The organism is Dactylosporangium sp. NPDC005555 (assembly GCF_040605635.1).
GTDB lineage: Bacteria > Actinomycetota > Actinomycetes > Mycobacteriales > Micromonosporaceae > Dactylosporangium.
The window spans coordinates 158414-184966 of the sequence record NZ_JBEXDG010000006.1 but is presented as its reverse complement, the minus strand read 5'-3'; the positions used below and the strand labels follow the sequence as shown (position 1 = coordinate 184966).

25 protein-coding genes and 1 tRNA gene are annotated in these 26553 nt (G+C 70.7%); 13 read left to right on the top strand and 13 right to left on the bottom strand.

Going from position 1 to position 26553, the window contains the following annotated elements; translation table 11 throughout:
- The first annotated feature begins 44 nt into the window (after positions 1–44).
- Positions 45–560: a tRNA adenosine deaminase-associated protein gene (locus ABZS58_RS09700; RefSeq protein WP_354779489.1), complete on the top strand. Its 516-nt coding sequence runs from the start codon at positions 45–47 to the stop codon at positions 558–560.
- A 28-nt stretch (positions 561–588) separates the two neighbouring features.
- Positions 589–1014 carry a nucleoside deaminase gene (locus ABZS58_RS09695; protein WP_354779487.1) on the top strand — a complete coding sequence of 142 codons (426 nt, stop codon included), beginning with the start codon at positions 589–591 and terminating at the stop codon, positions 1012–1014.
- A gap of 47 nt (positions 1015–1061) precedes the next feature.
- Here the strand turns inward: ABZS58_RS09695 and ABZS58_RS09690 are convergent, their stop codons facing one another.
- The 5 genes from ABZS58_RS09690 to ABZS58_RS09670 all read right to left on the bottom strand — a co-directional run bounded on the left by ABZS58_RS09690 (position 1062) and on the right by ABZS58_RS09670 (position 4193).
- Positions 1062–1193, bottom strand: a complete 132-nt coding sequence (locus ABZS58_RS09690; RefSeq protein WP_354779485.1) for a hypothetical protein — start codon at positions 1191–1193, stop codon at positions 1062–1064.
- Between the two features lie 75 nt (positions 1194–1268).
- Positions 1269–1703, bottom strand: coding sequence for a thioesterase family protein (locus ABZS58_RS09685; protein ID WP_354779483.1), 435 nt, complete (start codon positions 1701–1703; stop codon positions 1269–1271).
- Positions 1700–2326: a TetR family transcriptional regulator gene (locus ABZS58_RS09680; protein ID WP_354779481.1), complete on the bottom strand. Its 627-nt coding sequence runs from the start codon at positions 2324–2326 to the stop codon at positions 1700–1702. Before ABZS58_RS09680 ends, ABZS58_RS09685 begins: the two co-directional genes overlap by 4 nt.
- Positions 2327–2362: 36 nt before the next feature.
- On the bottom strand, positions 2363–3472 hold the full coding sequence (locus ABZS58_RS09675; protein ID WP_354779479.1) for an ATP-binding protein: 1110 nt from the start codon (positions 3470–3472) through the stop codon (positions 2363–2365).
- A gap of 64 nt (positions 3473–3536) precedes the next feature.
- Positions 3537–4193, bottom strand: a complete 657-nt coding sequence (locus ABZS58_RS09670) for a response regulator transcription factor (protein ID WP_354779477.1) — start codon at positions 4191–4193, stop codon at positions 3537–3539.
- Positions 4194–4280: 87 nt separating this feature from the next.
- On the opposite strand from ABZS58_RS09670, the gene ABZS58_RS09665 reads away from it, so the two are divergent.
- From ABZS58_RS09665 to ABZS58_RS09650, 4 genes are read left to right on the top strand one after another with little or no spacing between them, the layout of a single operon-like run.
- Positions 4281–4742, top strand: a complete 462-nt coding sequence (locus tag ABZS58_RS09665; RefSeq protein ID WP_354779475.1) for a hypothetical protein — start codon at positions 4281–4283, stop codon at positions 4740–4742.
- On the top strand, positions 4739–5767 hold the full coding sequence (locus tag ABZS58_RS09660; RefSeq protein WP_354779473.1) for a peptidoglycan-binding domain-containing protein: 1029 nt from the start codon (positions 4739–4741) through the stop codon (positions 5765–5767). The genes ABZS58_RS09665 and ABZS58_RS09660 overlap by 4 nt, the downstream gene beginning before the upstream one ends.
- Complete coding sequence (locus ABZS58_RS09655; RefSeq protein ID WP_354779471.1) at positions 5764–6414, top strand: ABC transporter ATP-binding protein; 651 nt, start codon at positions 5764–5766, stop codon at positions 6412–6414. Before ABZS58_RS09660 ends, ABZS58_RS09655 begins: the two co-directional genes overlap by 4 nt.
- Positions 6411–7586, top strand: a complete 1176-nt coding sequence (locus ABZS58_RS09650) for an ABC transporter permease (protein WP_354779469.1) — start codon at positions 6411–6413, stop codon at positions 7584–7586. The genes ABZS58_RS09655 and ABZS58_RS09650 overlap by 4 nt, the downstream gene beginning before the upstream one ends.
- On the opposite strand, the gene deoD is transcribed toward ABZS58_RS09650, so the two are convergent.
- The gene (gene deoD / locus ABZS58_RS09645) at positions 7576–8283 is read right to left on the bottom strand and encodes a purine-nucleoside phosphorylase (RefSeq protein WP_354779467.1); all 708 of its coding nucleotides are present in this window, start codon (positions 8281–8283) and stop codon (positions 7576–7578) included. The genes ABZS58_RS09650 and deoD overlap by 11 nt on opposite strands.
- Positions 8284–8350: 67 nt before the next feature.
- Here deoD and ABZS58_RS09640 point away from each other — a divergent pair.
- Positions 8351–8437 (top strand) — tRNA-Ser (locus ABZS58_RS09640).
- A 452-nt stretch (positions 8438–8889) separates the two neighbouring features.
- On the opposite strand, the gene mtnA is transcribed toward ABZS58_RS09640, so the two are convergent.
- On the bottom strand, positions 8890–9843 hold the full coding sequence (gene mtnA / locus ABZS58_RS09635; RefSeq protein WP_354779465.1) for an S-methyl-5-thioribose-1-phosphate isomerase: 954 nt from the start codon (positions 9841–9843) through the stop codon (positions 8890–8892).
- A 70-nt stretch (positions 9844–9913) separates the two neighbouring features.
- Here mtnA and ABZS58_RS09630 point away from each other — a divergent pair, with 70 nt between their 5' ends.
- Positions 9914–10366, top strand: a complete 453-nt coding sequence (locus ABZS58_RS09630; protein ID WP_354779463.1) for a hypothetical protein — start codon at positions 9914–9916, stop codon at positions 10364–10366.
- Between the two features lie 3 nt (positions 10367–10369).
- Positions 10370–11404, top strand: coding sequence for a PHP domain-containing protein (locus ABZS58_RS09625; protein WP_354779461.1), 1035 nt, complete (start codon positions 10370–10372; stop codon positions 11402–11404).
- On the opposite strand, the gene ABZS58_RS09620 is transcribed toward ABZS58_RS09625, so the two are convergent.
- Positions 11300–12292, bottom strand: coding sequence for a DMT family transporter (locus ABZS58_RS09620; RefSeq protein ID WP_354779459.1), 993 nt, complete (start codon positions 12290–12292; stop codon positions 11300–11302). The genes ABZS58_RS09625 and ABZS58_RS09620 overlap by 105 nt on opposite strands.
- A gap of 133 nt (positions 12293–12425) precedes the next feature.
- On the opposite strand from ABZS58_RS09620, the gene ABZS58_RS09615 reads away from it, so the two are divergent.
- Together ABZS58_RS09615 and ABZS58_RS09610 are read left to right on the top strand one after the other, a co-directional pair.
- Positions 12426–14099, top strand: coding sequence for a DUF885 domain-containing protein (locus ABZS58_RS09615; RefSeq protein WP_354779457.1), 1674 nt, complete (start codon positions 12426–12428; stop codon positions 14097–14099).
- Between the two features lies 1 nt (position 14100).
- Positions 14101–15162, top strand: coding sequence for a CoA transferase (locus ABZS58_RS09610; protein ID WP_354779455.1), 1062 nt, complete (start codon positions 14101–14103; stop codon positions 15160–15162).
- On the opposite strand, the gene ABZS58_RS09605 is transcribed toward ABZS58_RS09610, so the two are convergent.
- Both ABZS58_RS09605 and ABZS58_RS09600 read right to left on the bottom strand, forming a co-directional pair.
- Entirely contained in the window at positions 15159–16688 is a 1530-nt protein-coding gene (locus ABZS58_RS09605) for a DUF6114 domain-containing protein (protein WP_354779453.1), read from the bottom strand. The genes ABZS58_RS09610 and ABZS58_RS09605 overlap by 4 nt on opposite strands.
- A gap of 164 nt (positions 16689–16852) precedes the next feature.
- Positions 16853–17500, bottom strand: a complete 648-nt coding sequence (locus tag ABZS58_RS09600) for a DUF6230 family protein (RefSeq protein WP_354779451.1) — start codon at positions 17498–17500, stop codon at positions 16853–16855.
- A gap of 630 nt (positions 17501–18130) precedes the next feature.
- On the opposite strand from ABZS58_RS09600, the gene ABZS58_RS09595 reads away from it, so the two are divergent.
- Together ABZS58_RS09595 and ABZS58_RS09590 are read left to right on the top strand one after the other, a co-directional pair.
- A complete protein-coding gene (locus ABZS58_RS09595) occupies positions 18131–20974 on the top strand; it encodes a PQQ-dependent sugar dehydrogenase (protein WP_354779449.1) in 2844 nt (947 codons plus the stop codon).
- A 171-nt stretch (positions 20975–21145) separates the two neighbouring features.
- The gene (locus ABZS58_RS09590) at positions 21146–23461 is read left to right on the top strand and encodes an AbfB domain-containing protein (RefSeq protein WP_354779447.1); all 2316 of its coding nucleotides are present in this window, start codon (positions 21146–21148) and stop codon (positions 23459–23461) included.
- Positions 23462–23503: 42 nt separating this feature from the next.
- On the opposite strand, the gene ABZS58_RS09585 is transcribed toward ABZS58_RS09590, so the two are convergent.
- Genes ABZS58_RS09585 through ABZS58_RS09575 form a run of 3 tightly spaced genes read right to left on the bottom strand, consistent with a single transcriptional unit; the run spans position 23504 to position 26474 of the window.
- Positions 23504–24826 (bottom strand): ABC transporter permease, encoded by a 1323-nt coding sequence (locus tag ABZS58_RS09585; RefSeq protein ID WP_354779445.1) that lies wholly within the window; start codon positions 24824–24826, stop codon positions 23504–23506.
- Complete coding sequence (locus tag ABZS58_RS09580) at positions 24823–25497, bottom strand: ABC transporter ATP-binding protein (RefSeq protein WP_354779443.1); 675 nt, start codon at positions 25495–25497, stop codon at positions 24823–24825. The genes ABZS58_RS09585 and ABZS58_RS09580 overlap by 4 nt, the downstream gene beginning before the upstream one ends.
- Entirely contained in the window at positions 25494–26474 is a 981-nt protein-coding gene (locus ABZS58_RS09575) for an efflux RND transporter periplasmic adaptor subunit (protein WP_354779440.1), read from the bottom strand. The genes ABZS58_RS09580 and ABZS58_RS09575 overlap by 4 nt, the downstream gene beginning before the upstream one ends.
- Positions 26475–26553: the final 79 nt, after the last annotated feature.

Below are 26553 nucleotides of genomic sequence, written 5' to 3'. Positions count from 1 at the left end.
CGAATAGTGTTCTCGGGTAACGACGAACACCGACCGGGGGGACCGTGTCGCACTTCGCTGCCGCTGTCACACGCGGCTCCAAGAGCTGGGCCGCGGCCGAGCTCGACCTCAGTGGCGTCGCCGACGTCGAGGAGATCACCGAACGCCTTCGCGACATCGACCCGGACGCGGTGGTGTCACTGCTGTTCGTCGAGTCCGACGACGCGTATCTGGTGATCCTGCGCCTCGACGACGGCGAGGATCTGAGGATCTTCGGCTCCGACTCGGTCTTCGCCGCCGAGTCGCGCCTCGGCGCCATCCTCCTCGGCGACATCGAGGAGCAGGTGTCGGAGATCGTCGACGAGGAGGTCGACACCGACGACGAGGACGAGGACCGGCCGTCGGCCGAGCCCGACATCGAACCCGTCGGCGATCCCGAGCTCCTCGCCGACCTGGGCCTGCCCGGCGGGCGGCTGCTGGAGCTGTGCGCCCAGGAGGGCATGCTCCCGGCCGACCTCACCGCGGAGATCTGCCAGGCGATCGGCGCCGGCGACGAGATCGAAGAGCTGCGCGAGGCCTGACCCGGTGCACCAGCGCTGGGAGCCGGCGATGCGGCGGGCCCTGACGGTCGCCGCGTCCGCCGGCCCCGACGTGCCGATCGGGGCGGTCGTCATCGGCCCCGACGGCACGGAGCTCGCCGCCGCCCACAACGAGCGCGAGGTGACCGGCGACCCGACCGCGCACGCCGAGATCCTGGCGCTGCGCCGGGCTGCGGCCGTCCGTGGCGAGTGGCGGCTGGAGGACTGCGCCCTCGTGGTCACCGTCGAGCCGTGCACGATGTGCGCGGGCGCGCTGGTGCTCGCCAGGGTCGGCACCGTGGTCTTCGGCGCGTGGGAGCCGAAGACCGGCGCCGTGGGATCGCTGTGGGACGTCCTGCGGGACCGCAGGCTGACCCACCGTCCCGAGGTGTTGGCAGGTGTACTGGCGGACGAGTCCGCCAGGCTCCTGCGCACCTTCTTCGGCGGTCACCGCTGAGGCGGCCCGACTGACGCGGACCGTCGAGGAGAACCCCCGGCGAGGCGCTACCCGGGCGGCGTCGACCACGGCGGCCATCCGGGCGCAAGCAGCGCGACGACGCCCACGACCAGGGCGTTGCGCGCGTTGAGGCCGAGGTCCGCCGGCAGGCCGGTGAGCCGCCCCCGCGGCACGGTCACTTCGATGTCGGCCCGCCGCCGCGTCCTGTCGCACCTTCCGTCCGGATCGAGCACAGGACGGATCGGCGAAGCGGCTCAGGAACTGAGCAGAGTGCTCGCGTGGGCGCGGGCGTCGTCGCTCCACGGCGCGGGCCGCAGGGTGCGCGGGTCGAGCTTCACGTTGACCCGCCGGCCCTCCGCGTGGACGGTCCGCCCATCGGCGGACAGGATGCGGAAGCGGTAGACGGCGCTGGTCTCGCCGAGGGTCTCGATCCAGAAGTGGACGCCGATCTCGCCGGTGCCGCGGACCGGCGCCTTGTAGGAGATCGAGTACTCCGCGACGGCGTGCATCACGTCGGACGTGGTCGGGCGGCCGCCGGCGTAGGAGTGGCCGCGCTCGCTCCACCACTGCGACAGGGCACGCTCCAGGAACACCGCGTAGCGGGCGTTGTGCACGATGCCCATCGCGTCGAGGTCGTCGAAGTGCACGACGAACGGGGCGACGAAGCCGGGCAGGACTGCAGTGGTCATGTCAGACCTTCCAGATGGGGGACCAGGGCCAGGGCGCGGAGCCGCTGGAGGGCGGCCGTCCGCGCGTACGTGTAGACCGCGTCGGCGTTCAGCAGGCGCGACTCGTACACCGCGGCGGTGCCCAACGCGTTGAGCTCGAACGCGAGCTGCGCGGCGGGGACGTCGGCCGGCAGCTCGCCCAGCTCGACGGCCTCGGCGATCAGCCGCTCCAGCAGGGTGTGCCAGTCGGCGAGGGCGGCGCTGAGCGCGTCACGGACGCTGCCGGGCCGGACCGTGAACTCGAACTGCGCGTTGGAGAAGAAGCAGCCGCCGGGCAGCGCGCCGCTCGCCATGTCCGCCAGACGGCTCTCCTGCAGCGCCCACAGCCGGCGGATGCCGCGCGGCGCCCGCAGCGCGGGGCGCACGACCACCTCGGTGAAGCGGCGCTCGGCGTGGGCGACTGCCGCGAGCTGCAGCTCCTCCTTCGTCGACCAGTGCGCGAACAGGCCGGACTTGCTGACCCCGGCCCGCTCCGCGAGCTGGCTGAACGAGAGCCCGTCCAGGCCCGACTCGGTCGCCAGCGCGACGGCCACGTCGAGGGTCGCGGTGCGGGCGCGCTCACCGCGCAGGAAACGGCCATCCATGGGATGACCGTACCAACTAAACGACCGACCGATCGGTTAGTTTTGTGTGGGCAGAGTCACCGTGACGATGAGCCCGCCGCCGTCGCGGGGACGCGCGTCGACCCGCCCCCCGTGCGCGACGGCGACCGAGCGCACGATCGAAAGGCCCAGCCCCGTCCCGTGCTGGGATCCGGTCCGCGACCGCAGCCGCCGGAACGGTTCGAACAGCCGCGGCACCTCGTAGGCGGGCACGGCCGGTCCGGTGTTCTCGACGACGAGCTCGGCGCTCGCACCGGTCGTGCGTGTCCGGACCCAGACCGTCCCGTCCGGCACGTTGTAGGCGACAGCGTTGTCGACGAGGTTCTGCACCACCCGCTCGAGCAGCACGGGATCGCCGACGGTGACGGCAGGCTCCAGCGACAGGTCGACCGCCCGCTGCAAGGCCACGTGCCGGACTATCGAAGCCACGTCGACCGTCTCGTGCACGGTGAGCGCCTGTTCGGAGGCGACCAGGGTCAGCAGCCCGTCGATCAGCCGCTCGTGCCGGGCATTGACCGCGAGCAGCGTCTCCCCGAGGTGTACGAGCTCCGGAGGCGGCGACGGACGGCCCAGCGCCACCTCGATCAGCGTGCGGTTGATGGTCAGCGGCGTGCGCAGCTCGTGCGACGCGTTGGCCACGAACCGCCGCTGCCCGTCGAACGCCGTGTCGAGCCGCTCCAGCATCGAGTCGAACGTGTCCGCGAGCTCCTTGATCTCGTCGGCCGGGCCCCGCAGCGCGATCCGCTCGTGCATGCTGCCGCCGGCGACCCGGCGGGCCGTCTCGGTGATCCGCCCGACGGGGCGCAGCGCCCGCTCGGCCATCAGCCAGCCGAACCCGACGCCGATCACCGTCACCAGGCCGAGCGCGATCGCGCCCTGGGTGAGCAGCGCGTGCAGGGTGTTGCTCTCGATTTCCATCTGGCGCGCCTGCAGCTGCTCGACGAATTCATTGATCGCGACGTCGCCGACCTTGATGTTCGCCGGCAGCTCGACGCCCGGCTCGGCCCCGCGCTGGTGGATGTTCTCCTTGACCAGGAAGTACGTGACGCCGAGCAGGATCGTGCCGCCGAGGAGGAACAGCACGCCGTACAGGACGGTCAGCCGCGTCCGGATGCCCAGGTGGTTCATGCCGTCACCTCCGCTGCGCTCCGGCGCCGACCCGAACCACTCTGCACCCAAGGCGAGCGGCCGCTCACGGGATCTGATACCCGACGCCGGCCACCGTCTCGATCACCGGCGGGTCGCCGAGCTTGCGCCGCAGCGTCATCACCGTCACCCGCAGCACGTTGGTGAACGGGTCGATGTGCTCGTCCCAGGCCCGTTCGAGCAGCTGCTCGGCGCTCAGCACCGCGCCGCCGGCCCGCAGCAGCTCCTCCAGGACCGCGAACTCCTTGCGGGTCAGCGCGACGTAGTGCCCGCCGCGGAACACCTCCCGCCGGTTGGGGTCCAGCCGCAGGTCGCCGCGCTGCAGGACCGGCGGGGTCGCGGCCCTGGCCCGCCGGCCGAGCGCCCTGACCCGCGCGACCAGCTCCGCGAACGCGAACGGCTTGCCCAGGTAGTCGTCGGCGCCGAGTGAAAGCCCGCCGACCCGGTCGAGCACCGCGGAGGCGGCGGTCAGCATCAGAATCCGGGTCTCCGGCAGCTCGGCGCTCACCCACCGGCACACCTCGTCGCCGCCGACCGACGGCAGGTCCCGGTCGAGGATCAGCACGTCGTACTCGTTGACGCCGAGCCGTTGCAGCGCGCCGTCGCCGTCGTAGGCCACGTCGACCGCGAACGACTCCCGCCGCAGCCCTTCGGCGACCGCGTCGGCCAGCAGTTGCTCGTCCTCGACCACCAGAACCCGCACGGGTCCATGGTGCCCGTACGGCGCGTAAGCCCGGGATAAGCCCGTGGGTTCACGGCCCACTTATCGCCCGGGGCGTCTCCTGCTGGCATGCGACGAATCCTGCTGACGGCGGTCCTGCTACTGGCCGCCTGCTCCTCGAACGCCGGCCCCTCCGTGGCGACGGCCGGCGGTGCCCCGGCATCCTCCAAACCCGCCACCGGCAAGGCGGAGGCCAACCGGCAGTTCGCCGGATGCATGCGCGAGCACGGCGCCGAGGTGCCCGACCCGGGACCCGACGGCGAGCTCGACTTCGGTCCCGACGTCGACCGGGCCAAGGTCACCGAGGCGATGCCGGCCTGCGAGAAGCTGCTCCCGGGCGGCGGCACGCTGAGCCAGCTGTCGCCCGAGCAGCTCGAACAGGCCCGGCAGTTCGCCAAGTGCATGCGCGAGCACGGCATCGACATGCCCGACCCGGACCCCGCGACGGGGGTCAGCGACCTCATGCGATACGTCGGCAAGCCCGGCTTCCAGGAGGCGGCGGCCGCGTGCAAGGGCGTGGTGGGCCGGTGAGGCGGGCCCTGCTGATCACGCTGCCCGCGCTGCTCCTCGCGGGCGCCGGTGGGTGGCTGCTGCTGGACCGCGACCCGGCGCCCGCCGCGAGCCGTGCCCCCGCCACCACCACGAAGATCACCCGCGGGACGCTCACCGAGACCGAGGACGTCGACGGGACCCTCGACTTCGGCGCCGCGACCACCGTCGCCGGCCGGCTGCCCGGCATGATCACCGGTCTGCCGGCCGAGGGCGGCGTCGTCGAGCGGGGCGGGCCGCTGTTTCACGTCGACGGTCTGCCGGTGCTGCTCATGTACGCCACGGCGCCGCTGCACAGAGCGCTGCGCGCCGGAGACGAAGGTGCCGACGTCGCCGCGTTCGAGAGCAACCTCGCGGCGCTCGGGTTCACGGGATTCACCGTCGACGACGCCTACACCTCGGCGACGGCGTCGGCGGTGCGGGACTGGCAGGCGCGGCTCGGCCTGCCCGAGAACGGGGTCGTGGAGCTCGGCCGGGTCGTCATGGCGCCCGCCGCGATCCGGGTCGGCGCCGTCAAGGGGCACCTCGGCGACAACGCCACCGGCCCGGTCCTGGAGTGGACCGGCCGGACCCGGCAGGTGACCGTCGAACTCGACGTCACCAAGCAGCGCCTGGCCACCGTCGGCGCCCCGGCGACCGTGAAGCTCCCCGACGGCGCCACCGTGCCAGCGACGATCTCCGCGATCGGCGCCGTCGCAACGGTACAGCCAGGGCAGCCGCAGATCGTCACCGTCGACGTGACCGTCTCGCTCGCTTCCCAGGAGCTCGTGGGTGCCTACTCGTCGGCGCCGGTCGACGTCGCCCTCGTCGCGGAGCGCAAGGACGACGTGCTCAGCGTGCCGGTGTCGGCGCTCGTCGCGCTCGCCGAGGGCGGGTACGGGCTGCAGCTCCTCGACGGGGACGGCGTGCGGACCGTCGCCGTGACGACCGGTCTCTTCGCCGAGGGCAGGGTGGAGATCTCCGGCCCGGACGTCCGCGAGGGGCTCACCGTCGGGGCCGCCGCATGATCGCACTCAGGGACGTGCGGAAGTCGTACACCGGCGGCATCCAGGCACTCGACGGCGTCTCACTGTCTGTCGCGGCGGGCGAGATGCTGGCGATCGTGGGCCCCTCCGGCTCCGGGAAGTCCACGATGCTCAACCTCATCGGCACCCTCGACCGGGCGACCAGCGGGGTCGTCGAGATCGCCGGGCACGACGTGGCCACGCTCGACGACGACCGGCTGTCCGGGCTGCGCGCCACGACGATCGGGTTCGTGTTCCAGCAGTTCCACCTGGCGGTGGGGATGAGCGCGCTGGACGCCGTCGCCGACGGGCTGCTCTATGCGGGCGTCGGGGCTCCTGCGAGGCGGAGTCGTGCCGCTGTCGCGCTCGACCGGGTCGGGCTCGGGCACCGGGTCACGCACCGGCCGCATCAGCTGTCCGGAGGCGAGCGGCAGCGGGTCGCCGTCGCGCGGGCGATCGTCGGGGCGCCGGCCCTGCTGCTGGCGGACGAGCCGACCGGCAATCTCGACACGGCGGCCGGCCGGTCGGTGCTGGAGCTGTTGCGGGATCTGAACGCGGACGGCACCACCGTCGTCGTGATCATGCACGACCGGGACATCGCCGCGGCGCTGCCCCGCCGGGTCTCGATGCGCGACGGGAGAATCCTGTGAGGCTGTCCTTCTTCGACGTCGTCCGGGTCGGCAGCTCGGGGCTGCGGACGCGGCCACTGCGGGTCGTGCTGTCCGCACTGGGGATCGCGATCGGGATCGCCGCGATGATCGCCGTGGTGGGCATCTCGACGTCGAGCCAGGCAGAGCTCGATCGCCGGTTGGACGCCCTCGGCACCAACCTGCTCGCCGTCGGGCCCGGCACGTCGTTCTTCGGCGAGGCGTCGCACCTGCCGCCGACCGCTCCGGCGATGGTGGCCGCGATCGGGCCGGTGACCTCGGTGTCCTCGACCGGGCGGGTCGCGTCCGCGCGGGTGTACCGGACGGATCGCATCCCGGCCACGCAGACCGGCGGTCTCGCGGTGCTGGCCGCCTCGCCCTCACTGCTGTCCACCGTGGGCGGCTCCTTGTCCGCCGGCTCGTGGATCGGGTCCGGCTCGGCGCCTGCCGTTGTCCTCGGCGCGCGGGCCTCGACGCTGCTCGGCATTTCCGAGATTTCGGGTTCGGGGCTTCGGGTGTGGCTGGGTGGGCGCTGGTTCACCGTTGTCGGGGTGTTGTCGCCGGTACCGCTGGCGCCCGAGCTCGACACGGCTGCGCTCGTCAGCTGGCCGGCTGCCTCGTCGCTGCTCGGCTTCGACGGCTACCCGACGACCGTCTACACCCGCACCCGCCCGGACGCCGTGGTCCCGGTCGCCGCGGTGCTCGCCGCGACCGCCAACCCTTCGGCCCCCAACGAGGTGCGGGTGTCCCGCCCCTCCGACGCGCTGGCCGCCCGTTCGGCGTTCGACGAGACGTACACCGGCCTCCTGCTCGGCCTGGGCGCGGTGGCCCTGCTCGTCGGCGGCGTCGGCGTCGCCAACACGATGGTCATCGCCGTGCTGGAACGCCGCGCCGAGATCGGCCTCCGCCGGGCCCTCGGCGCCCGGCGGGGCCAGATCCGGCTGCAGTTCCTGACCGAGTCGCTGCTGATGTCCCTGCTGGGCGGGGCTTCCGGCGTGCTGCTCGGTGTCGTCGTGAGCTTCGGCTATGCCGCGTGGCGGGGATGGCCGCTCGTGGTGCCGTTGTGGGCCCTCCTGGGCGGTCTGCTCGCGACGCTGCTGGTCGGCGGGCTGGCCGGGCTGTTTCCCGCTTCGCGGGCCGCCCGGCTCTCCCCCACTGTCGCTCTCAGCGCGTGATCGCCTTCAGGGCGATCTCCACCATCTGGCCGAACGTCTGCTCCCGCTCCTGCGCGGTGGTCCGCTCGCCCGTCTTGATGTGGTCGCTGACCGTCAGCAGCGTCAGCGCCTTCGCCTGGAACCGCGCGGCGATCGTGTACAGCGCCGCCGACTCCATCTCCACGGCGAGCACCCCGTAGTCGGCGAGCTTGTCGTACAGGTCGGGCCGATCCGTGTAGAACGCGTCAGCGGCCAGGATCGGCCCGACCCGCATGCTGATGCCCTGCTCTTCAGCCACGTCGACCGCGTTGCGCAGCAGCCCGAAGTCCGCGACCGGCGCGTAGTCGATCAGCCCGTCGAACCTGGCCCGGTTCATGTTCGAGTCCGTGCTCGACCCGATCGCCGCCACCACATCCCGCAACTTCAGCGACTCGACCAGCGCCCCGCAGCTCCCGACCCGAACGAGCGACTTCACCCCGTAGTCGTTGATCAGCTCATGGGCGTAGATGCTGGCCGACGGCATCCCCATCCCGGACCCCTGGACGCTGACCCTCGTCCCCTCGAACGTCCCCGTGTACCCGAACATGTTGCGCACCGTCGAGTAACAGCGCGCCCCCTCCAGAAACGTCTCAGCGATCCACTTGGCCCGCAGCGGGTCCCCAGGCATCAGGACAAGTTCAGCGATGTCGCCCGGCTCAGCGCCGATGTGCGTGCTCATGCCCCCGATCCTGCCAAACGGCGATCCCCCGCGCGGACGCGCCTGGGCATCCGGTATCCTTCTCGGCGGTGGCGTGTCCGAGTGGCCTAAGGAGCACGCCTCGAAAGCGTGTGAAGGTGCAAGCCTTCCCGGGGTTCGAATCCCCGCGCCACCGCACTCGGCCAGCACGAACGCCCGGCCCCTTCCTTCGGAGGGACCGGGCGTTCGGCGTCCTGGTCTCATTTCGTCTCAGCTGCGATCGCCCCGCAGGTGCGCGGCAACTCTCACCTGCTCGCGGCCGGCTACTCGTCGCGTGGGTGAAGGTAGAGCCAGGTCAGCAGCTCAGCCTGATGCCGGGAACGGAACAGCGGCAACAGGCTCGGCGCTTCACTACGCATAACCGCAATATATCTCCCAGTTAAGTGGAGCATCTTGCGGTCCGGCCCGAGGCGGGATGGTGTCCCGCGCCTTCCTGAGCAGCGTCCGTGTCACGTGCAGGCTCACTCGGTCGTGGCCGTGGCGGGCTTCCGCGGAAGTGTGCAGGCACGGACTGCCCGAGGTGCGGGCTTCACCACACATGTCGCAACGTATGTCTCCATCAAATGCACAGCCGGCACCCGAACCGGGTCAGGGGTTCCAGACGCGGGTGTCGGTGACGATGGCGGTGACCAGGGACGCCGGGGTCACGTCGAAGGCCGGGTTCACCGCGGCAGTGCCGGCCGGGGCCGAGGAGCCGACGACCTCGGCCGGGCCGCGGTCCTCGATCTCCACCTCGGCGCCGGTGGGGGTGGAGAGGTCGACGGTGGACTCGGGGGCCACGCAGATGAAGGGGATGCCGGCGGCGCGGGCGCCGAGGGCGTGGGCGTAGCTGCCGACCTTGTTGACCACGTCGCCGTTGGCGCAGATGCGGTCGGCGCCGAGGATGACCGCGTCGACCTCGCCGCGGGCCATGAGGAACGGGCCGGCGGAGTCGACGGCCAGGCGGTGCGGGATGCCGGCGCGGGCGAGCTCCCAGGTGGTGAGGCGGGCGCCCTGCAGCAGGGGACGGGTCTCGCTGGCGATGACGCCGGCGAGGGTGCCGCGGCGGTGGAGCTCGAAGGCGACCGCGAGCGCGGTGCCGCCGACGACGGTGGCCAGTGCGCCGGTGTTGCAGTGGGTCAGCAGGCGGGCCGAGGGGCCGCACAGCGACGTGACCAGGTCGGCGCCGAGGCGGGCCATCTCGGTGGAGGAGTGGATCTCCTCGTCGCGCACCCGGAGCGCCTCGGCCAGGACGGCGGAGGGCGACGGCAGGTGGGCGGCGGCGCGGCGGGCCCCGCGGGCGAGGTTGACGGCTGTCGGGCGGGCGTGCTCGACCCTGTGCACCAGCTCGAGCACGACCGCGGGGTCCGACGACGACGCGGCGGCCAGGGCGACGCCCATGGCGCCGGCCACGCCGAGGGCCGGGGCGCCCCGCACGGCCAGGCGCTGGATGGCGTCGACCAGTGAGTCGACAGTGGACAGACGGAGCCAGACCACGTCGGACGGGAGGCGGGTCTGGTCGACGATCACGACGGCGCCGTCGACCCAGTCGATGGTTCGCATGTCAACTCCCAATGGTCATGATTTTCGGAAACCGCCTACGGGAAACGTTGACGGGCGTACATTCGCGATTATGAGCACCGCATTGGCGCTCGCGACGGTTCTGGGGCTGATGCTGGCCGGGCCGGTCGCGTTGATGAGAATTCCGACCCACCTGCAGCTGACGGTCACCGACACGGCCCTGCTCATCGAGCCGCAAGGATTGGACCGCTGGTGGGCGGGGACGGGCAGGATCGAGGTGCCGATCGCGGAGATCGCCTCGATCCGGATCGTGCCACGGTCGGAGGCACCCGCTGTCAGGAAGAGCCTGCGGCCGGGCGCGCTGCACGTCGACGGGGTGATCACCGCCGGAGTGCACGAAGGCACGTTCTGGGACGTGCGTGGCGGCGACCAGCTGCTGATGATCACCTGCAAGCCGCAGATGCGATACAGGGCACTGGTGCTGCAGTTCGCCAACCCGTTCTCGACGCTGACCCGGACCCGGACGGTGGTCGCGCACAGCGCCTCGCGGAGCACTACCTTCTAGGGCATGAGGGATCCGCTCGCCGATCTGCGGCGCATCGCGTTCCTGCTGGAGCGCGCCGGTGAGAAGACCTACCGGGTGCGCGCGTTCCGCGGCGCGGCGGCGACGCTGGCGAAGCTGCCGGAGGGCGAGCTGGCCGAGCGGGCACACAAAGGCACCCTGGGCGAGCTCAAGGGCGTCGGCGAGGTGACCGCCCGCTGTGTGGTGGAGTCGCTCGCCGGTGAGGAGCCGGTCTACCTGCGCCGGCTGGAGTCGACCGCCGGCCAGGACCTCGACGAGGCGACCGCCGCGATGCTCGCGGCGCTGCGCGGCGACTGTCACACGCACTCGGAATGGTCCGACGGCGGGTCGCCGATCGACGAGATGGCCCTCGCCGCGGCCGCCATCGGGCACGAATACATGGTGCTCACCGACCACTCGCCGCGACTGACCGTGGCCAGAGGGCTGTCCGCGGAGCGGCTCACCGAGCAGCTCGACGTCGTCGCCGACCTCAACGCGGGCTTCGAAGGCCTGGGCATGTCCTTCCGGATCCTGACGGGCATCGAGGTCGACATCCTCGCCGACGGCTCCCTCGACCAGACCGACGAGCTGCTGGAGCGCCTCGACGTGGTGGTCGGGTCGGTGCACAGCAACCTCAAGGACGAGCCGGAGGTGATGACCCGGCGGATGGTCACCGCCCTGGCGAACCCGCATCTGGACATTCTCGGGCACTGCACGGGGCGGCTTATCACGGGTGGGCGTGGCACACGGCCAGAAAGCCGCTTCGATCCGGAGCGGGTGTTCGCGACGGCGGTCGAGCACGACAAGGCGATCGAGATCAACTCGCGGCCGGAGCGGCTCGACCCGCCGAAGCGGCTGCTGCGGGTCGCCCTCGAACAAGGCTGCCGGTTTTCGATCGACACCGACGCGCACGCTCCGGGGCAGCTCGACTGGCTGTCAAACGGTTGCGCGCGCGCCGTCGCCTGCGGTGTCCCGCTCGACCGGATCGTCAACACGCTTCCGGCCGCCGAGCTGAAGCGCTGGGCCGAATCGCACAAATAGCCCCTGGGAGATGCCGACGCCGCACAGGACGATGATGCCGCCCACCGGCTGGTTCCAGGTCAGGTGCTCGTGCAGCACGACGACGCCCGCGACCGCGCCGACGAACGGCGGCAGGTAGGTCACCATCGAGCCGGTCGTGATGCCGGCGGTGCGCACCACGTGGTTGTTCAGGGCGAACGCGATACCGGTGCCGAAGACACCGAGCGCGACGACCGCCAGGTAGACCCGCGGCGAGTGCGACAGCGGCGACGGCGGCGCACCCGCGATCAGCGGCGCCGCGACCAGCAGCTGCAGCGTCGACATGCTCAGCTGGCCGACGGACAGTTGCAGCGGCGACAGCTCGAAGTTCTTCATGAGCCAGCGGGTGTAGTTGAAGGCGATGCCGTAACAGGTGACCGCGCCGAGGAGCATGAGCTGCCCGGCGAGACTGCTGCCGCCCACACCGTTCCAGACGCCGAGGACGACCAGTACACCGGCGAAACCGGCGAGCAGACCGGCGATCTGGCGGCGCGACGGGCGCTCCGACCGCATCGCGACCAGGGTCACGACGAGTGTGGTGAGCGGGGCGGTGCCGTTCCAGATACCGGCGAGCACCGAGGGGACCCGTTGCTCGGCGTAGCCGAAGAGCGTGAAGGGCACCGACGTGGCGACGAACGCGTAGACGAAGAGGTGGATCCACAGCCGCGTGCCGCGCGGCGGCCGCAGCCCGCGGGCGAACAGGAAGATCAGCAGGGTGAGCGCGCCGAGGAGGATCCGGTAGCCGGCGACGTAGACCGGCTCGAGCTCGACCAACGCGTCCTTGATGAACATGAAGCTGGTGCCCCAGATGAACGCCACGGCCAGAAAGGCCGGGAGCCAGCGGGACGCGTCAGGAGCGGGGGACGTCATGGGCCTTACTCTGCGCCCTCCGGACGCCGGTAGTCGCGCGGATTTCGGACGTCTGAGCCCAGGTCAGTCCACGGTTTTCGAATTGGCCTGCACGTGAGCGACAGCGCATGAAAAAGTCCCGTAGGGTCGGCCCGTGGGATCTATCGATGACATCGCCAACAGCTATGTCGAGCAGTGGGCGCCCCTCGACCCGATCGGGGCGACCTTCGTCGGAGTGGCCGGGTATGACGACACGTTGACCGACCTCTCGCCCGACGGCTTCGCCGCCCTCGCCGACCTCGACCGGCGCACCCTCGCCGCGCTCTCGGCGCAGACGCCGGCCGGCGAGACGGACCGGGTGGCCAAGGAGGCCATGCAGGAGCGCCTGGGGCTCGCCCTGGAGCGCTTCGAGGCCGGGGACATCACCAGCGACGTCAACGTGATCTCCAGCCCGCTGCACGGAGTGCGGAGCTCGTTCGATCTCATGCCCACCGAGGGCGAGGAGGCCGTGTCCAACATCAATGACCGTCTCGCGGGCGTGCCGGTCGCGCTGGAGCAGTGGCAGCGCTCCCTGCTGCACGCCGCGCAGCAGGGGCACGTGGCGCCGGCCCGGCAGATCATCGAGGTCGCCAAGCAGTGCGACGTCTGGGCCGACCCCGAGGGCGACAACTTCTACCCGGACCTGGCCACGAAGGTCGGCACCGGGGTCAGCGCCACGCTGGCCGACGAGCTGATGCGCAACGCGGAGGCGGCCCGCGCCGCGACCGTCGCGCACGCGGAGTTCCTGCGCCGCGAGCTGACGCCGCGGGGCCGGGAGAAGGAGGCCGCCGGACGCGAGCGCTACCAGCTCGCCTCCCGCTACTTCCTCGGCGCCACCGTCGACCTCGACGAGGCCTATGCGTGGGGCTTCGAGGAGCTCGCCCGCTTGGAGAGCGAGATGCGCGCCGTCGCGGACAAGATCGTGCCCGGTGGCACGATCGACGACGCGGTCGCCGCGCTCGACGCCGACCCGGCCCGCACGATCCGCGGCAAGGAGGCATTCCGCGACTGGATGCAGTCCCTGGCGGACGCGACCGTGCAGGAGCTCAACGGGCGGCACTTCGACATCCCCGAGCAGGTGCAGCAGATCGAGTGCATGCTGGCGCCGACGTCCGACGGCGGCATCTACTACACCGGGCCGAGCGAGGACTTCTCCCGCCCCGGCCGCATGTGGTGGGCGGTGCCGCAGGGCATCGAGGACTTCTCCACCTGGCGCGAGGTCACCACGGTCTTCCACGAGGGCGTCCCCGGCCATCACCTGCAGATCGGGCAGACGTACGTGCGGGCGGAGCTGCTCAACCGGTGGCGCCGCGTCCTGGCGTGGTCCTCGGGCCACGGCGAGGGCTGGGCGCTCTACGCCGAGCGGCTGATGGACGAGCTGGGCTACCTCGCCGACCCCGGCGACAAGCTCGGCATGCTCGACGGGCAGGCGTTCCGCGCCACCCGCGTGATCATCGACATCGGCATGCACCTGGAGCTCGAAGTCCCCCGCGACAACCCGTTCGGCTTCGCGCCGGGCGAGCGGTGGACGCCGGAGCTGGGCTGGGAGTTCCTGCGCGCGCACTGCCGGGTCGAGGAGAAGAGCCTCCGCTTCGAGCTCAACCGCTACCTCGGCTGGCCCGGCCAGGCCCCGGCCTACAAGCTCGGCGAACGCGCCTGGCTGGCCGCCCGCGACGACGCCCGGGCCCGCAAGGGCGCCGACTTCGACCTCAAGGCCTTCCACCGCGACGCGCTCAACCTCGGCTCGCTGGGTCTCGACCCGCTGCGGGCCGCCCTCCAGCGAATCTGAATTGGGCGCGCTCGACGGGATCCTCGTCGCGGACTTCTCCAGAGTCCTCGCCGGGCCGATCGCCACGATGACGCTCGGCGACCTCGGCGCCGACGTCGTCAAGGTGGAGCGGCCCGGCGCGGGCGACGACACCCGAGCGTGGGGCCCGCCCTTCGCCGCCGACGGCCGCTCCACCTACTTCCTGTCGGTCAACCGCAACAAGCGCGGCCTGAGGCTCGATCTGGGCACCGCCGACGGGCAGCGGGAGGCGCTCCGGTTGGCTCAGGCGGCGGATGTACTGGTGGAGAACTTCGCCCCCGGCACGATGGAGCGCTTCGGCCTGGGCTACGGGCAGATCGACAACCCCCGGCTCGTCTACGCCAGCGTCACCGGCTTCGGCCGGCAGCACCACTCCCCCGGCTACGACTTCCTCGTGCAGGCGGTCGGCGGCCTCATGTCCATCACCGGCGACCCGGACGGCGCACCCACGAAAGTCGGCGTCGCGCTCGTCGACGTCCTGGCGGGCCAGCAGCTGACCGCGGGCGTCCTGGCGGCGCTCTACGCCCGGGAGCGCAACGGCCGCGGCCAGCGCGTGGAGGTCGACCTGCTCAGCAGCCTGCTCGCCGGGCTGGTCAACCAGGCCTCGGCCCACCTCAACGCCGGCGTGGTCCCGCAGCGGATGGGCAACCGGCATCCGAGCATCGCGCCGTACGAGACGCTCCGGGCGAGCGACGGCGACTTCGCACTGGCGGTGGGCAACGACCGCCAGTTCGCCGAGCTCAGCACGGTGCTGGGGCTGGCCGGGGACGACCGCTTCGCCACGAACGCCGGCCGGGTCGCGCACCGCGGGGCGCTCCTGGAAGCGATCGAGGCGGTGACGCTGCGACAGCCGAAGGCGCACTGGATCGAGGCGCTCACCGGAGCGGGCGTGCCGTGCGGGCCGGTCAACACCGTGGCGGAGGGGATCGCGCTGGCGCAGCGGCTGGGGCTCGCGCCGGTGGTGGAAGTCGACGGTGCCAGGTCCGTGGCGTCCCCGATCAGGCTGTCGGAGACGCCGGTCACCTATCGACTTCCACCCCCTTAGGAGGCGTACGCGATGCTCAGCCCTGGCGCCCGCAGGACGTTGGACTGCACGTACACGAGCTCGATGTTGCAGTCGGTGTAGTACCCCGGCAGCGGGATCGGCGGCGGCGGGAACGACGGGGTGAAGGTCAGCGGCAGGATGCCCAGCACGTTTGCGGAGAACTTCGACGTGTAGAACTTCACGTTGCCCTCCACCGTCAGCGACGTGCTCTTGGTGAGCAGCAGCCTCGGCGCGCCCGGGGTCCGCAGCTCGAACGGCGTGGACACCGAGTTCTTCATGCTGAACGCCAGCACCTTGACCTTGCTGCCGTCCTTCTTCGTCAGTTCCGCGACCCCGTCGTAGACGAGGCTGTCCATGGTCATCTCATCGGCGATGAGGATGGACGGCGCGGCCGCCACGAACGGCTGCCCCTCGGCGATCTTGGCTTTCTTGTCGTTCGGCGTGGCCGAGGTGCTCGGGCACGCCACCTTCGAGGGGGTCTTCGCCGTGCCGGGCAACGGCACCGAGGGGCCGGTCGTGGGCGCGAGGGCCGCCGGCGCGGAACTGGTCGACGCCGAGGGGACCGGGTCGGCCTTCTTGCCGCCGCCGAAGAGGCCACCGAGCCAGTCGAGCAGGCCCGGCTTGTCCTCCTCGGTCGTCGTCGGCGATGGGCTGGGGCTCGGTGCCGCGGACGTCGCACCACCGCCCGGCGCCGGCTGCGTGGTCTTCGCCGAGGCCGAACCCGAAGCCGAAGGGCCGGCGCAGGTGGCCGGCGCCGCGAACGCCGGAGCGGACCCGTGGGTCGCGCCGAACACCGAGGCGCCCGCGACCGTGCCCGTGAGCAGCAGCGCGAACAGCGGGATGCCGAGCCCCCGCCGCCTGGGCAGGCCGTCGTCGCCGTTCGGCGGCCGCTCGTCGTCGGCGCTGCCCGCGCCACCGTACGAGGGCGTGTCGTGCAACGGGCTGCGCTGCGAGATCGGCAGCGAGTCCGTCAGCACACCCGACGAGTGCCGGGGCGGCGGCTGCTCCGTGGTGGGCTCGTCGTACGAGTCGTACGACTTGCGCAGCGACGGCCGCTCGTACTGCGACGGCGAGTCGTCGTCGAGCAGGTCGTCGAGTTCCGCCCGCTCGTACGAAGCGGTCTCCTCCGCCTCCTCTTCCGAAGGCGCGGGGGCCGTTCCGGACGACCAGGAGGCGGCCAGGCCACCGCCGACGACGCCGAGGACCATGCCGAGGAAGAAGCCGCCCAGGTTGAGCCCGATGATCGAGTACAGCGCGGTGAGGGTGCCCAGGATGCCGTAGAACAGCCGCTGCGCCGGCGACAGCCAGGTCAGCACGCCGCACAGCAGCAGCATCGCGGGGATCACGTAGGACAGGAAGCCCGTCGGTCCGAAGTGGACCTCCAGGGCGAGTTGCAGGTTGGCGCTGAGGAACAGTTCCAGTCCCGACAGGATCAGGAACAACCCACCCCAGAAGGGGCGCGAGTCGCGCCACTTGCTGAAGCCACCGGCACGGCGCTTGACGTGCGAAGGGTGGGGAGTGGTCACGGAATCCTCCAGCTGAAAGAACTAGGCACTAGTTCGGCGCTTGCGTCGCATGGGGGGTGTGGGGTGGGAACCCCCACCGGCTGCGGGCGCCAGCCCGTGGAGCTAGTAACTGTCGACAAGCAACTGGGCCCGCGGTTGGAACTCCGCGGGCCCAGGCGGTGGGGCTAGAAGCACTCGAAGGGGGTGCCACCGGTGGAGAGGCTGAGGTCGAGACCGGTCAGCTTGAACGTGCCGGCCGTGGTCGACCAGGCGACCTGCTTGAGGTTGGTGATGACCACGCTGTCCGCCTGCTGGGCGAAGCTGCCCTGCTGCAGGCTCCTGGCGTTGGGGCCACCCTTGGTCAGGTCGGACGCGTCGATGCCGATCTGGATGTTCTGGAACGTGGCGTCACCCTTGAGCGACGTCAGGTCGATCAGCAGGTCGGTCGCCTCGGCGGGGGCACCCGCGGCCTGACCGGCGTGGATCACCATGCTGACGGGCAGCCCGGGGACCTTGACCGACTGGCACAGGTTGTAGAGCTTGGCCGACTTGATGCCCGAGACCGCGACGAAGTGGTTCTTCGGGTCGGCCGGGTTGGCGGGGTTGCCGCCCTTCTCCGTGGCGAGGCCGCCGTACTGGACGAAGCCGGTGCCCTCGAGCTTGTCGGCGGAGACCTTGAACTGCTGGCCGGAGACGCTGAACGACGCGGCGATCGCGCCTGTCGCCTGGCCGAAGACGATGGCGCCGGCGATGAAGGTGGCGGGCACGACGACGGTAGCGAAACGCTTCCATCGCGTGCGGCCCTTCACCGCGCTGCCCTGAGCTACGGACACGTGAAGCTCCTCTTGGGTCGCGGGGGTGCATGCGGTGCGGCGCTTCCTGTCACGACGGGCGCTCGCACCGGTGTGTCGGTGTCTCGCCGCCCCTTCGCCGGCCCTGCGCCTGCAGGGGGTGGAACCGGGGGGTGGGGCGTGCGGACGATGTTGCCGCTTGCGTCGTGCGCGGACAAGGCCCGTAGTTACTCGCCGGTAACGGCACGGGACGAGAATTCTGACGCTCCGTGACCGGTTACCGGAGCGTTTCCACGAGATGTCCGCGCTTCAAAGCCCGCAAAGACGGACAAACATCGACTGTGATGGTTACCACATGTGAGCAATCTTGCAAAGGGTAACGGTTTTATAACGACAAACCTCAGAGGTTCTCAATGTGCACATCGACTGCCATGAGTTTTCCGTACAACGGCAGAAAAGCCGCATCTCGAAAAACTCAGCATTGCCGTTTGGCCTGCGCGGTGGTTAGTTAGCTCTGATAACTAACACGGTGGCCGCCATCCATCGCCACAGTTGTCACCGCCCGCGCGCGCGAAGGGTCGGCGCCCCACCGCGAGCAGGTCACAGGAAGCGCGATCGGCGCGCGTCTTGCCTGGCTGGAACCCCCATCAGCCCAGGAAGGACACCCCCGCAATGGCACCATCCCCCCGCCGGTGGAAACGGCTGCTCGCCGCAGCCTCCCTTGCCGCCGGCAGCTCGGTCGTGGCCGCGATCGTCCACGCGCCCGCGGCCTCCGCCATCCCTCTTCCCGCCTCCGACTACCAGCACGTCCAGCTGGCCCTCGGCAGCGCCGAGCTCGGCGAGCCGATGTCCCTGGCCGTCATGCCCGACCGCACGGTGATCCACACCGCCCGTGACGGCACAGTCCGCGTCACCGACGCCGCCGGCAACACCAAGCAGGCCGCCAAGCTGTCGGTCTACACCCACGACGAGGAAGGCCTGCAGGGCGTCGCCGTCGACCCCGGCTTCGCCACCAACCGCTGGGTGTGGCTGTACTACTCGCCGACGCTGTCCACCCCGGCCGGCGACGCGCCGAAGACGGGCACCGCGGCGGACTTCGCGCCGTGGCAGGGGCACCTCAACCTGTCCCGCTTCACCATGAAGGCCGACAACACGCTGGACGTGGCCAGCGAGAAGATCGTCATGACCGTGAACAACGACCGTGGCCAGTGCTGCCACGTCGGCGGCGACATCGACTTCGACGCGGCCGGCAACCTGTACCTGACCACGGGCGACGACACCAACCCGTTCGAGTCCGGCTCCTACGCGCCGATCGACGAGGTGACCAACCGCAACCCGCAGTTCGACGCGCAGCGGTCCTCGGCCAACACCAACGACCTGCGGGGCAAGGTCCTGCGGATCAAGCCCAACACCGACGGCACGTACGCCATCCCGTCGGGCAACCTCTTCGCCCCCGGCACCGCGAAGACCCGTCCCGAGATCTACGCGATGGGCCTGCGCAACCCGTTCCGGATGACCGTGGACAAGCCGACCGGCATCGTCTACCTGGGCGACTACGGCCCCGACGCGGGTGCGTCCGATCCCAACCGCGGCCCCGGCGGTCAGGTCGAGTTCAACCGGATCACCGGCCCCGGCAACTACGGCTGGCCGTACTGCACCGGCACGAACACCACGGCCGAGACCTACAACGAGTGGAACTTCGCCAACAACACCACCGGGCCCAAGTACAACTGCGCCGGCGGTCCGACGAACAACTCGTTCCGCAACACCGGTCTCACCACCCTGCCCGCCGCCAAGGCGAGCTGGATCCGTTACGGCGGCGACGCCGGCAGCCCGCCGGAGTTCGGCGGCGGTTCGGAGTCGCCGATGGGCGGCCCGGTGTACCGCTACAACGCCGGTCTCAACTCGGCCGTGAAGTTCCCGCAGACCCTCGACGGGCAGTTCTTCGCCGGCGAGTACGGCCGCCGCTGGATCAAGCCGGTCAAGGTCAACGCCGACGGCTCCCCCGGTGAGATCTCCACCTTCCCGTGGGCCGGCACCCAGGTCATGGACATGGCGTTCGGCCCGGACGGCGCGCTGTACGTGCTCGACTACGGCACCGGCAGCAACAACCAGGCGTTGTACCGGGTGGAGTACATCGGCGGCGGCAACCGCGCCCCGATCGCGAAGATCACCGCTTCGGTGACCTCCGGCCCCGCCCCGCTGACCGTGAACTTCTCCTCGTCCGGCAGCTCGGACCCGGAGGGCGGCGCGCTCACCTACGCCTGGGACTTCGACGGCAACGGCACCACCGACTCGACGGCCGCGAACCCCACGTACACCTACACCACCAACGGCACGAAGACCCCGACGCTGACCGTGAAGGACCCGACGAACCTCACCGGTTCGGCGAGCACGGTGATCACCGTCGGCAACACCGCGCCGCAGGTGAGTGTGTCGATCCCGGCGCAGGGCCAGCTGTTCAACTTCGGTGACACGGTGCCCTTCACGATCAACGTCACCGACCCGGAGGACGGCACGATCAACTGCAGCCGGGTGTCGATGACCTACTCGCTGGGCCACGACAGCCACGCTCACCAGATCACCTCGAAGACCGGCTGCACCGGCTCGATCACGGTGCCGGTGGACGGCGAGCACGACGCGTCGGCGAACATCTACGGCGTCTTCGACGCGGCGTACACCGACAACGGCGGGCTGACCACGCACGTGATCCGCACGCTGCAGCCGAAGCACCGCCAGGGTGAGCACTACGGCACCCAGTCGGGCGTGCAGATCGCCCCGCACGCGGCGGCCGAGGGTGGCAACACCGCAGGCTTCATCGAGAACGGCGACTGGATCGCCTACACGCCGTACCTGCTGAACAACGCCACCCAGTTCACCGCGCGGGTCTCCTCGGCGGGTGCCGGCGGCACGATCGAGGTCCGGGCCGGCTCGCCGACCGGCACCCTGCTCGGCACCGCCACCGTCGCCCCGACGGGCGGCTGGGAGACCTTCGCCAACGTCTCGGCGAACCTCGTCGCCGGGCCGGCCACCGCCACCACGCTCTACCTGGTGTTCAAGGGCGGCACGGGCTACCTGTTCGACGTCGACGCGTTCACGTTCACGACTGGGACCTCCACGACCGGGCCGACGGTCAGCCTCCGGTCGCTGACGAACAACCAGTACGTGACGGCGGCGAACGCGACCACGGCGCTCATCGCCAACTCGGCGACGATCGGCACCGCGCAGCAGTTCGAGCTCGTCGACCTCGGCGGCGGCAAGGTGGCGCTGAAGTCGAAGGCGAACGGCCAGTTCGTCTGCGCGGAGAACGGCGGCGCCAACCCGCTGCTCGCCAACCGGCCGACGGCCGGGTCGTGGGAGACGTTCAACCTGATCCGCAACGCCGACGGCAGCGAGAGCCTGCAGGCGACGGTGAACAGCAACTACGTCACCGCGGAGAACAACGGCGCCGGCTCGCTCATCGCGAACCGGACGGCGATCGGGCCCTGGGAGAGGTTCGATCTCATCGGCGCCTGATGTTGGAAAATGTGCGGTCCAATGCCGCCCTTGTGCGGGATATTGATGTGTGACTCTTGACACTTCTCGTTGGATCGTGAGGTTATGTGTTGGTCCGTGGGGACGTTAGTCGTCCCCACGGATCAGCCTCGGCCGCCACCGGGGCTGACGCATACCTCGAGGAGCCCCTCTGTGAAGCTCTCCAGATGGTTCGCGCTGGCACTGGCACCGTTGCTGGCCACGGCGGGCACCGTGATCGCCACGGCGAGCCCCGCGAGCGCATGGACCCCCAAGACTCCCCCGATGACCACCCCGTGGACCAACTCGGTGCCCACGGCGAACCCGCTGCCCGAGTACCCCCGCCCGCAGCTGACCCGCACCGACTGGCAGAACCTCAACGGCATCTGGGACTTCGCCGTCACCGGCAGCGGCCAGACCAGCCCGCCGGCCACGTTCGGTGAGCAGATCCGGGTGCCCTACCCGGTGGAGTCGGCGCTGTCCGGCATCCAGCGCAAGGTCACGGAGAACGACAAGCTCTGGTACAAGCGGACCTTCACGATCCCGTCGAACTGGTCGGGCCGCCGGGTCCAGCTCAACTTCGGCGCGGTCGACTGGCAGACCACCGTGTGGGTCAACGGCACCCAGGCCGGCGCGGTCCACAGTGGAGGCTACGACGCCTTCACCTACGACATCACGGGCCTGCTCAACGGCGGCACCAACACGATCATCGTCGGCGTCTACGACCCGACGGACGCGGGCAGCCAGGCGGTCGGCAAGCAGCGCCGCAACGACGTGCTCCCGCACGCGGGCGGCGGCATCTTCTACACCGGCGCCTCCGGCATCTGGCAGACGGTCTGGCTGGAGCCGACCCCGACGGCCAGGATCACCCGCGTGGACCTGGTCCCGAACCTGGCCGGCAACACCCTGTCGGTCAACGTGCAGGGCGCCGGACTGTCCGGGCAGACCGTGACCGCGACCGTCCTGTCCGGCTCGACCCAGGTCGGCACGGCCAACGGCAACACGGGCGCGGCGTTCAGCGTCCCGGTGCCCAACGCGCACCGCTGGTCGCCCAGTGACCCGTTCCTGTACAACGTCCGGGTCGACCTCAAGAGCGGCTCGACCGTCGTGGACTCGGTCGGCAGCTACGCCGGCATGCGCTCGATCTCGATCGGCAACGTCAACGGCAAGCTGCGCATCCTGCTCAACGGCCAGTTCGTCTTCCAGTCCGGCACCCTGGACCAGGGCTACTGGCCCGACGGCATCTACACCGCGCCGACCGACGCCGCCCTGCGCTCCGACCTGCAGGCGCACAAGGACCTCGGCTTCAACATGGTCCGCAAGCACATCAAGGTCGAGCCGCAGCGCTGGTTCTACCACGCGGACCAGCTCGGCCTGCTGGTGTGGCAGGACATGCCCGCCATGCCGACCGGCAAGAACCCGACCACCGCCGCCCGCACCCAGTGGGAGGCCGAGTACGACCGCATCATCGACCAGCACCGCAGCTCGCCGTCGCTGGTCATGTGGGTCAACCAGAACGAGGGCTGGGGCCAGTACGACCAGGCCCGCATCGCCAACGAGGTCAAGGCCTACGACCCGTCCCGCCTCGTCAACAACATGAGCGGCGTCAACTGCTGCGGCTCCGTCGACGGCGGCAACGGCGACGTGATCGACAACCACATCTACGTCGGTCCCGGCTCCACTCTGCCGACCGCGACCCGGGCCGCGGTCCTGGGCGAGTTCGGCGGGCTCGGCCTGCGCGTGGCCGGCCACGAATGGTCGCCGGGCAACGGCTTCAGCTACGAGGACCAGGCCAACGCCACGGCGCTCAACAACCGCGTCGTCGGCCTGTACGACCAGATCCGCACCGGCGGCATGCCGGCGGGCCTGTCCGCGTCGGTCTACACCGAGATCACCGACGTGGAGAACGAGAGCAACGGCTTCCTCACCTACGACCGGCAGGTGGTGAAGGTCGACGTGGCCCGCTTCAGGGCCGCGAACCAGGCGCTCATCGACGCCTCGACGAACCCGCCGCCGCCGGCCACGCTGCCGACCAACGTGTACAAGTCGTTCCGGGTCGTGACGCCGTGCTGCACCACCCGCTACATCCGGCACCAGAACAGCCTCGGCTACACCGAGGTCGTCGACGCCAACAGCAGCACCCTGCTCAAGCAGGACGCGACCTGGCGGATCGTGCCGGGCCTGGCCGACTCGTCGTGCTACTCGCTCGAGTCGCGCAACTACCCCGGCCAGTACCTGCGCCACCAGGCCTTCCGGGTGAAGCTCGCGGCGAACGACAACTCCGCGCTGTTCAAGGCCGACGCCACCTGGTGCGCCCAGCAGGGCAGCGGCGGGGTGCGGCTGACCGCCTGGAACTTCCCGGGCCAGTTCCTGCGCCACCGGGCGTCGGAGCTGTGGCTGGCGACGCCGGGCGGCCCGAACGCGTGGGACAACCCCACCAGCTTCACCGAGGACACCACGTGGTCCGTGGACAACCCCTGGGCCCCGTAGATCGCTGACAGCAAGGGGGCGCCTGGACGGGCGCCCCCTTTGCTATGCCCGCATCACGGTGGCGATGGGGATCCGGGCCGCGCGGACGGCCGGGATCAGGCCGCCGAGCAGGCCCGCCACCAGGCCGGCGATGACGCCGGCGAGGCCGGCCTGCCAGGGGAAGCTCACATCAGCCAGCTGCGGCGCCCGCGAGGAGAGCAGGTCCGCGACGACGTTGAAGGCGGCCACCCCGAAGCCGATCGCGGCGGCCGCGGTCAGCAGGCCGGTCAGCAGTGTCTCGGCAAGGACGATGCCGGCCAGCAGCGAGCGCGGCGTGCCGACGGCCCGGCGCAGCGCGAACTCCTCGATCCGCTCGCCGACGGTGGCCAGCCCGACGTTGAGGATGCCGGCGACGCCGATGAGCAGCACCAGCGCGGCCATCCCCAGGAAGATCCAGCGCACGATCGCCAGCTGGTTCGCGATGTTCTTGCGCTCGTTGACGGTCTGGATCTGGATCATGCCCCCGGATATGCCGAGCGCGGTCAGCTTGCGCACGACGAGGGCCTCGGTCTCCCCGGCGTCGGGCGAGAACATCAGCTGCAGGCCGGGGCCGTACATCTGGTTCGCCACGGGCTTCGGCATCCAGTTGCGCATCTCGTCGACCCGCACATAGGCGGTCGGCTGGGGGTTGCCGTCGTCGACGACGCCGATGATGCGCGGTGTCGGGTTGGCGGTCGCGCCCTCCACCCGCATCTCCGCGGGAACCTGGTAGCGGGTGAAGCCCTTCGCGGCCTCCTTGTTGAGCACCAGGCGCGGCGAGTAGGACGGGTCGCCGCCGAAGTCGAGCCAGTCGCCGGTGACGGGCCGGAAGGGGCGGAACTGCCGGATGTCGCCGGTCAGGCCTTGCAGCACGAGCTCGATCGCCTGGCCGCGGGGCTGCGCGGCCGGGTCGGGCTCCAGCGGCCGGCACTCGTGAGTCATCGGGTCGCAGTACATCTGCATGCCCGGCCCGTAGTAGTTGCCGCTGTCGTTGTCGAACGGCGCGGCGCCCTGGTTGATCGGCAGGACGTTCGGCTCGCCGATGATCGCCTGATATCCCATGACCCCGACGGCGCCGGGCTTGCCGGCCACGGTGGTGAGGGCGGCGTCCATCGCGTCGGGCATCGGCGGCAGGTACATCTGCCGGGTGCCGTCCTTGCCTGCGCGCAGCTCCAGGTCGGCGAGTTGCATCGTCTTCAACGTCTCCGCGCCGGCCTGGACGGTGACGACGGCCAGGACGCCCAGGAACAAGCTGATCATCGACAGGAAGGTGCGCAGCTTGCGCGAGCGGATGCCCTGCCCGCCGATGATGAGCGCGGAGCGGAACCGGCCCGACAGTCTGATCATGTCAGTACCCCATCGCTCAACGACAGCACGCGCTGCATCTTCGCCGCGTGGGCGTGGTCGTGGGTGACGAGGATCAGGCCGCAGCCGCGGTCGGTCGCGGCGCGCATGACCTCGATGACGAGGTTGCCGGTCTCGGTGTCCAGCGCGCCGGTGGGCTCGTCGGCGAGCAGCAGGCTCGGGTTGCGCACCAGGGCGCGGGCGACGGCGACGCGCTGCTGCTCGCCGCCGGAGAGCTTGGCCGGGCGCTGCTTGGCCAGGTGCGCGATACCGACCAGGTCGAGCGCCTCCAGCACGCGGGCCCGGCGGTGCCGGCGCGGCAGCCAGCCCTGACCGTTGACCAGGGCCATCGCCACGTTCTGCGCGGCGGTGAGGTGCTTGAGCAGGAAGAAGCGTTGGAAGACGAAGCCGAACTGGGCGCTGCGCAGGGCGGCGGCCTTGCGCTCGGGGATGCGGGCCAGGTCCCGGCCGTCCATGAAGTAATGCCCCGCGTCGGGCCGGTCGAACAGACCGAGGAGGCTCAGCAGCGTGCTCTTGCCGGAGCCGGAACGGCCGAGGATCGCAACGCTCTCACCGCGGTCGACGGTCAGGTCGACGCCGTCGAGGATCACCCGGGGCTCTTGCTGGCCCTTGAGCGTCTTGGTGATCCCCACCAGCTCGATCAGCGGGCTCATTTGCTGAATCCGGGCATCGGCTCGCCGCCGTTGTTCTTCGCGGCGGGCAGATTGGGCCCTGGCACCGCGATCGTCTCGCCGCCGGAGAGGCCGCTCTTGATCTCGATGACCTTGCCGTCGCTGAGGCCGAGCGTGACCTCGACGGTCTCCTTCGTCTGGTCGGCCTTGACGACGTCGACCTTGCCCTTGCCCTGCGCGCCGGCGACCGCCTCCACGGGCAGGACGAGCGCGTTCGCGGCACGGGCGGTGATCACCTCGACGGTCGCGGCGGCGCCGTTGATCGCCTTGACGTCGCCCGGTGGGATGCAGACCAGCCGCATGCCGGTCGGCTCCGACGGCTGCTGCTGCTGGCCGGGGTTCCGCTGCGGTGCGGTGGGCGGCGCCGACGGGTTGGGTGTCGGGGTGACCGGCTCCGGGATCGTGCCGGCGGGCAGCGCGGCGAGCGTGCCGAGGACCGTGCACGGGAACGGTCCGGGGCCGCTCTTGATCTGTGCCTGCACCGACTCGAGCTTGTCCGAGATCTGGTACGCCTGAGATCCGTCGATGTCCGCGACGACGCCGTAGCCCGCCTGCTTCGCCGAGACGATCGGCATGCCGGCGGTCACCTTGGACCGGTCGTCGACGAGCCGGCCGCTGAACGTGGCGCCGGCGGGCACCTCGATGGGCGTGGCCTTGCCGCTGACCCAGATGTTGGCGACCTTGGTGGGCTTGGTCGGTGTGCTCGTCGACGCCTTGACGTCGAGGTAGCGGATCTCCCCGTCGATCGGGGCGACCAGGCCGAACGTGGGACTCAGCTGCACCTTGCCGCTCAGGCTCACCTTGTTGGCAAGGTCCTGGCGGGTCGGCTTCACCGTCGTCATCGTGACGCCCCGGTCGGCGAGGCCGGGAGTGCTCACCTCCCCCGCGCCCGACGCCGTGCAGGCACCCAGTGCACTCAGTACACCGGCGGCGGTCACCGCGAAAAGGATTCGTCGCATCCGGGTTCACCCCCAGCAAGGATCGAAGTCCGGCAAAGGGTAGCGGTCGTTCGGGTGAGGCGATGCCCCGTCAAGCGAT

Coding starts and splice junctions, on each gene's coding strand:
- ABZS58_RS09595 (WP_354779449.1), top strand. CDS start 18,131: ATGGCACCATCCCCCCGCCGGTGGAAACGGCTGCTCGCCGCAGCCTCC.
- ABZS58_RS09680 (WP_354779481.1), bottom strand. CDS start 2,326: ATGGATGGCCGTTTCCTGCGCGGTGAGCGCGCCCGCACCGCGACCCTC.
- mtnA (WP_354779465.1), bottom strand. CDS start 9,843: ATGCGAACCATCGACTGGGTCGACGGCGCCGTCGTGATCGTCGACCAG.
- deoD (WP_354779467.1), bottom strand. CDS start 8,283: ATGAGCACGCACATCGGCGCTGAGCCGGGCGACATCGCTGAACTTGTC.
- ABZS58_RS09685 (WP_354779483.1), bottom strand. CDS start 1,703: ATGACCACTGCAGTCCTGCCCGGCTTCGTCGCCCCGTTCGTCGTGCAC.
- ABZS58_RS09585 (WP_354779445.1), bottom strand. CDS start 24,826: ATGATCAGACTGTCGGGCCGGTTCCGCTCCGCGCTCATCATCGGCGGG.
- ABZS58_RS09630 (WP_354779463.1), top strand. CDS start 9,914: ATGAGCACCGCATTGGCGCTCGCGACGGTTCTGGGGCTGATGCTGGCC.
- ABZS58_RS09695 (WP_354779487.1), top strand. CDS start 589: ATGCGGCGGGCCCTGACGGTCGCCGCGTCCGCCGGCCCCGACGTGCCG.
- ABZS58_RS09655 (WP_354779471.1), top strand. CDS start 5,764: ATGATCGCACTCAGGGACGTGCGGAAGTCGTACACCGGCGGCATCCAG.
- ABZS58_RS09620 (WP_354779459.1), bottom strand. CDS start 12,292: ATGACGTCCCCCGCTCCTGACGCGTCCCGCTGGCTCCCGGCCTTTCTG.
- ABZS58_RS09625 (WP_354779461.1), top strand. CDS start 10,370: ATGAGGGATCCGCTCGCCGATCTGCGGCGCATCGCGTTCCTGCTGGAG.
- ABZS58_RS09665 (WP_354779475.1), top strand. CDS start 4,281: ATGCGACGAATCCTGCTGACGGCGGTCCTGCTACTGGCCGCCTGCTCC.
- ABZS58_RS09675 (WP_354779479.1), bottom strand. CDS start 3,472: ATGAACCACCTGGGCATCCGGACGCGGCTGACCGTCCTGTACGGCGTG.
- ABZS58_RS09575 (WP_354779440.1), bottom strand. CDS start 26,474: ATGCGACGAATCCTTTTCGCGGTGACCGCCGCCGGTGTACTGAGTGCA.
- ABZS58_RS09580 (WP_354779443.1), bottom strand. CDS start 25,497: ATGAGCCCGCTGATCGAGCTGGTGGGGATCACCAAGACGCTCAAGGGC.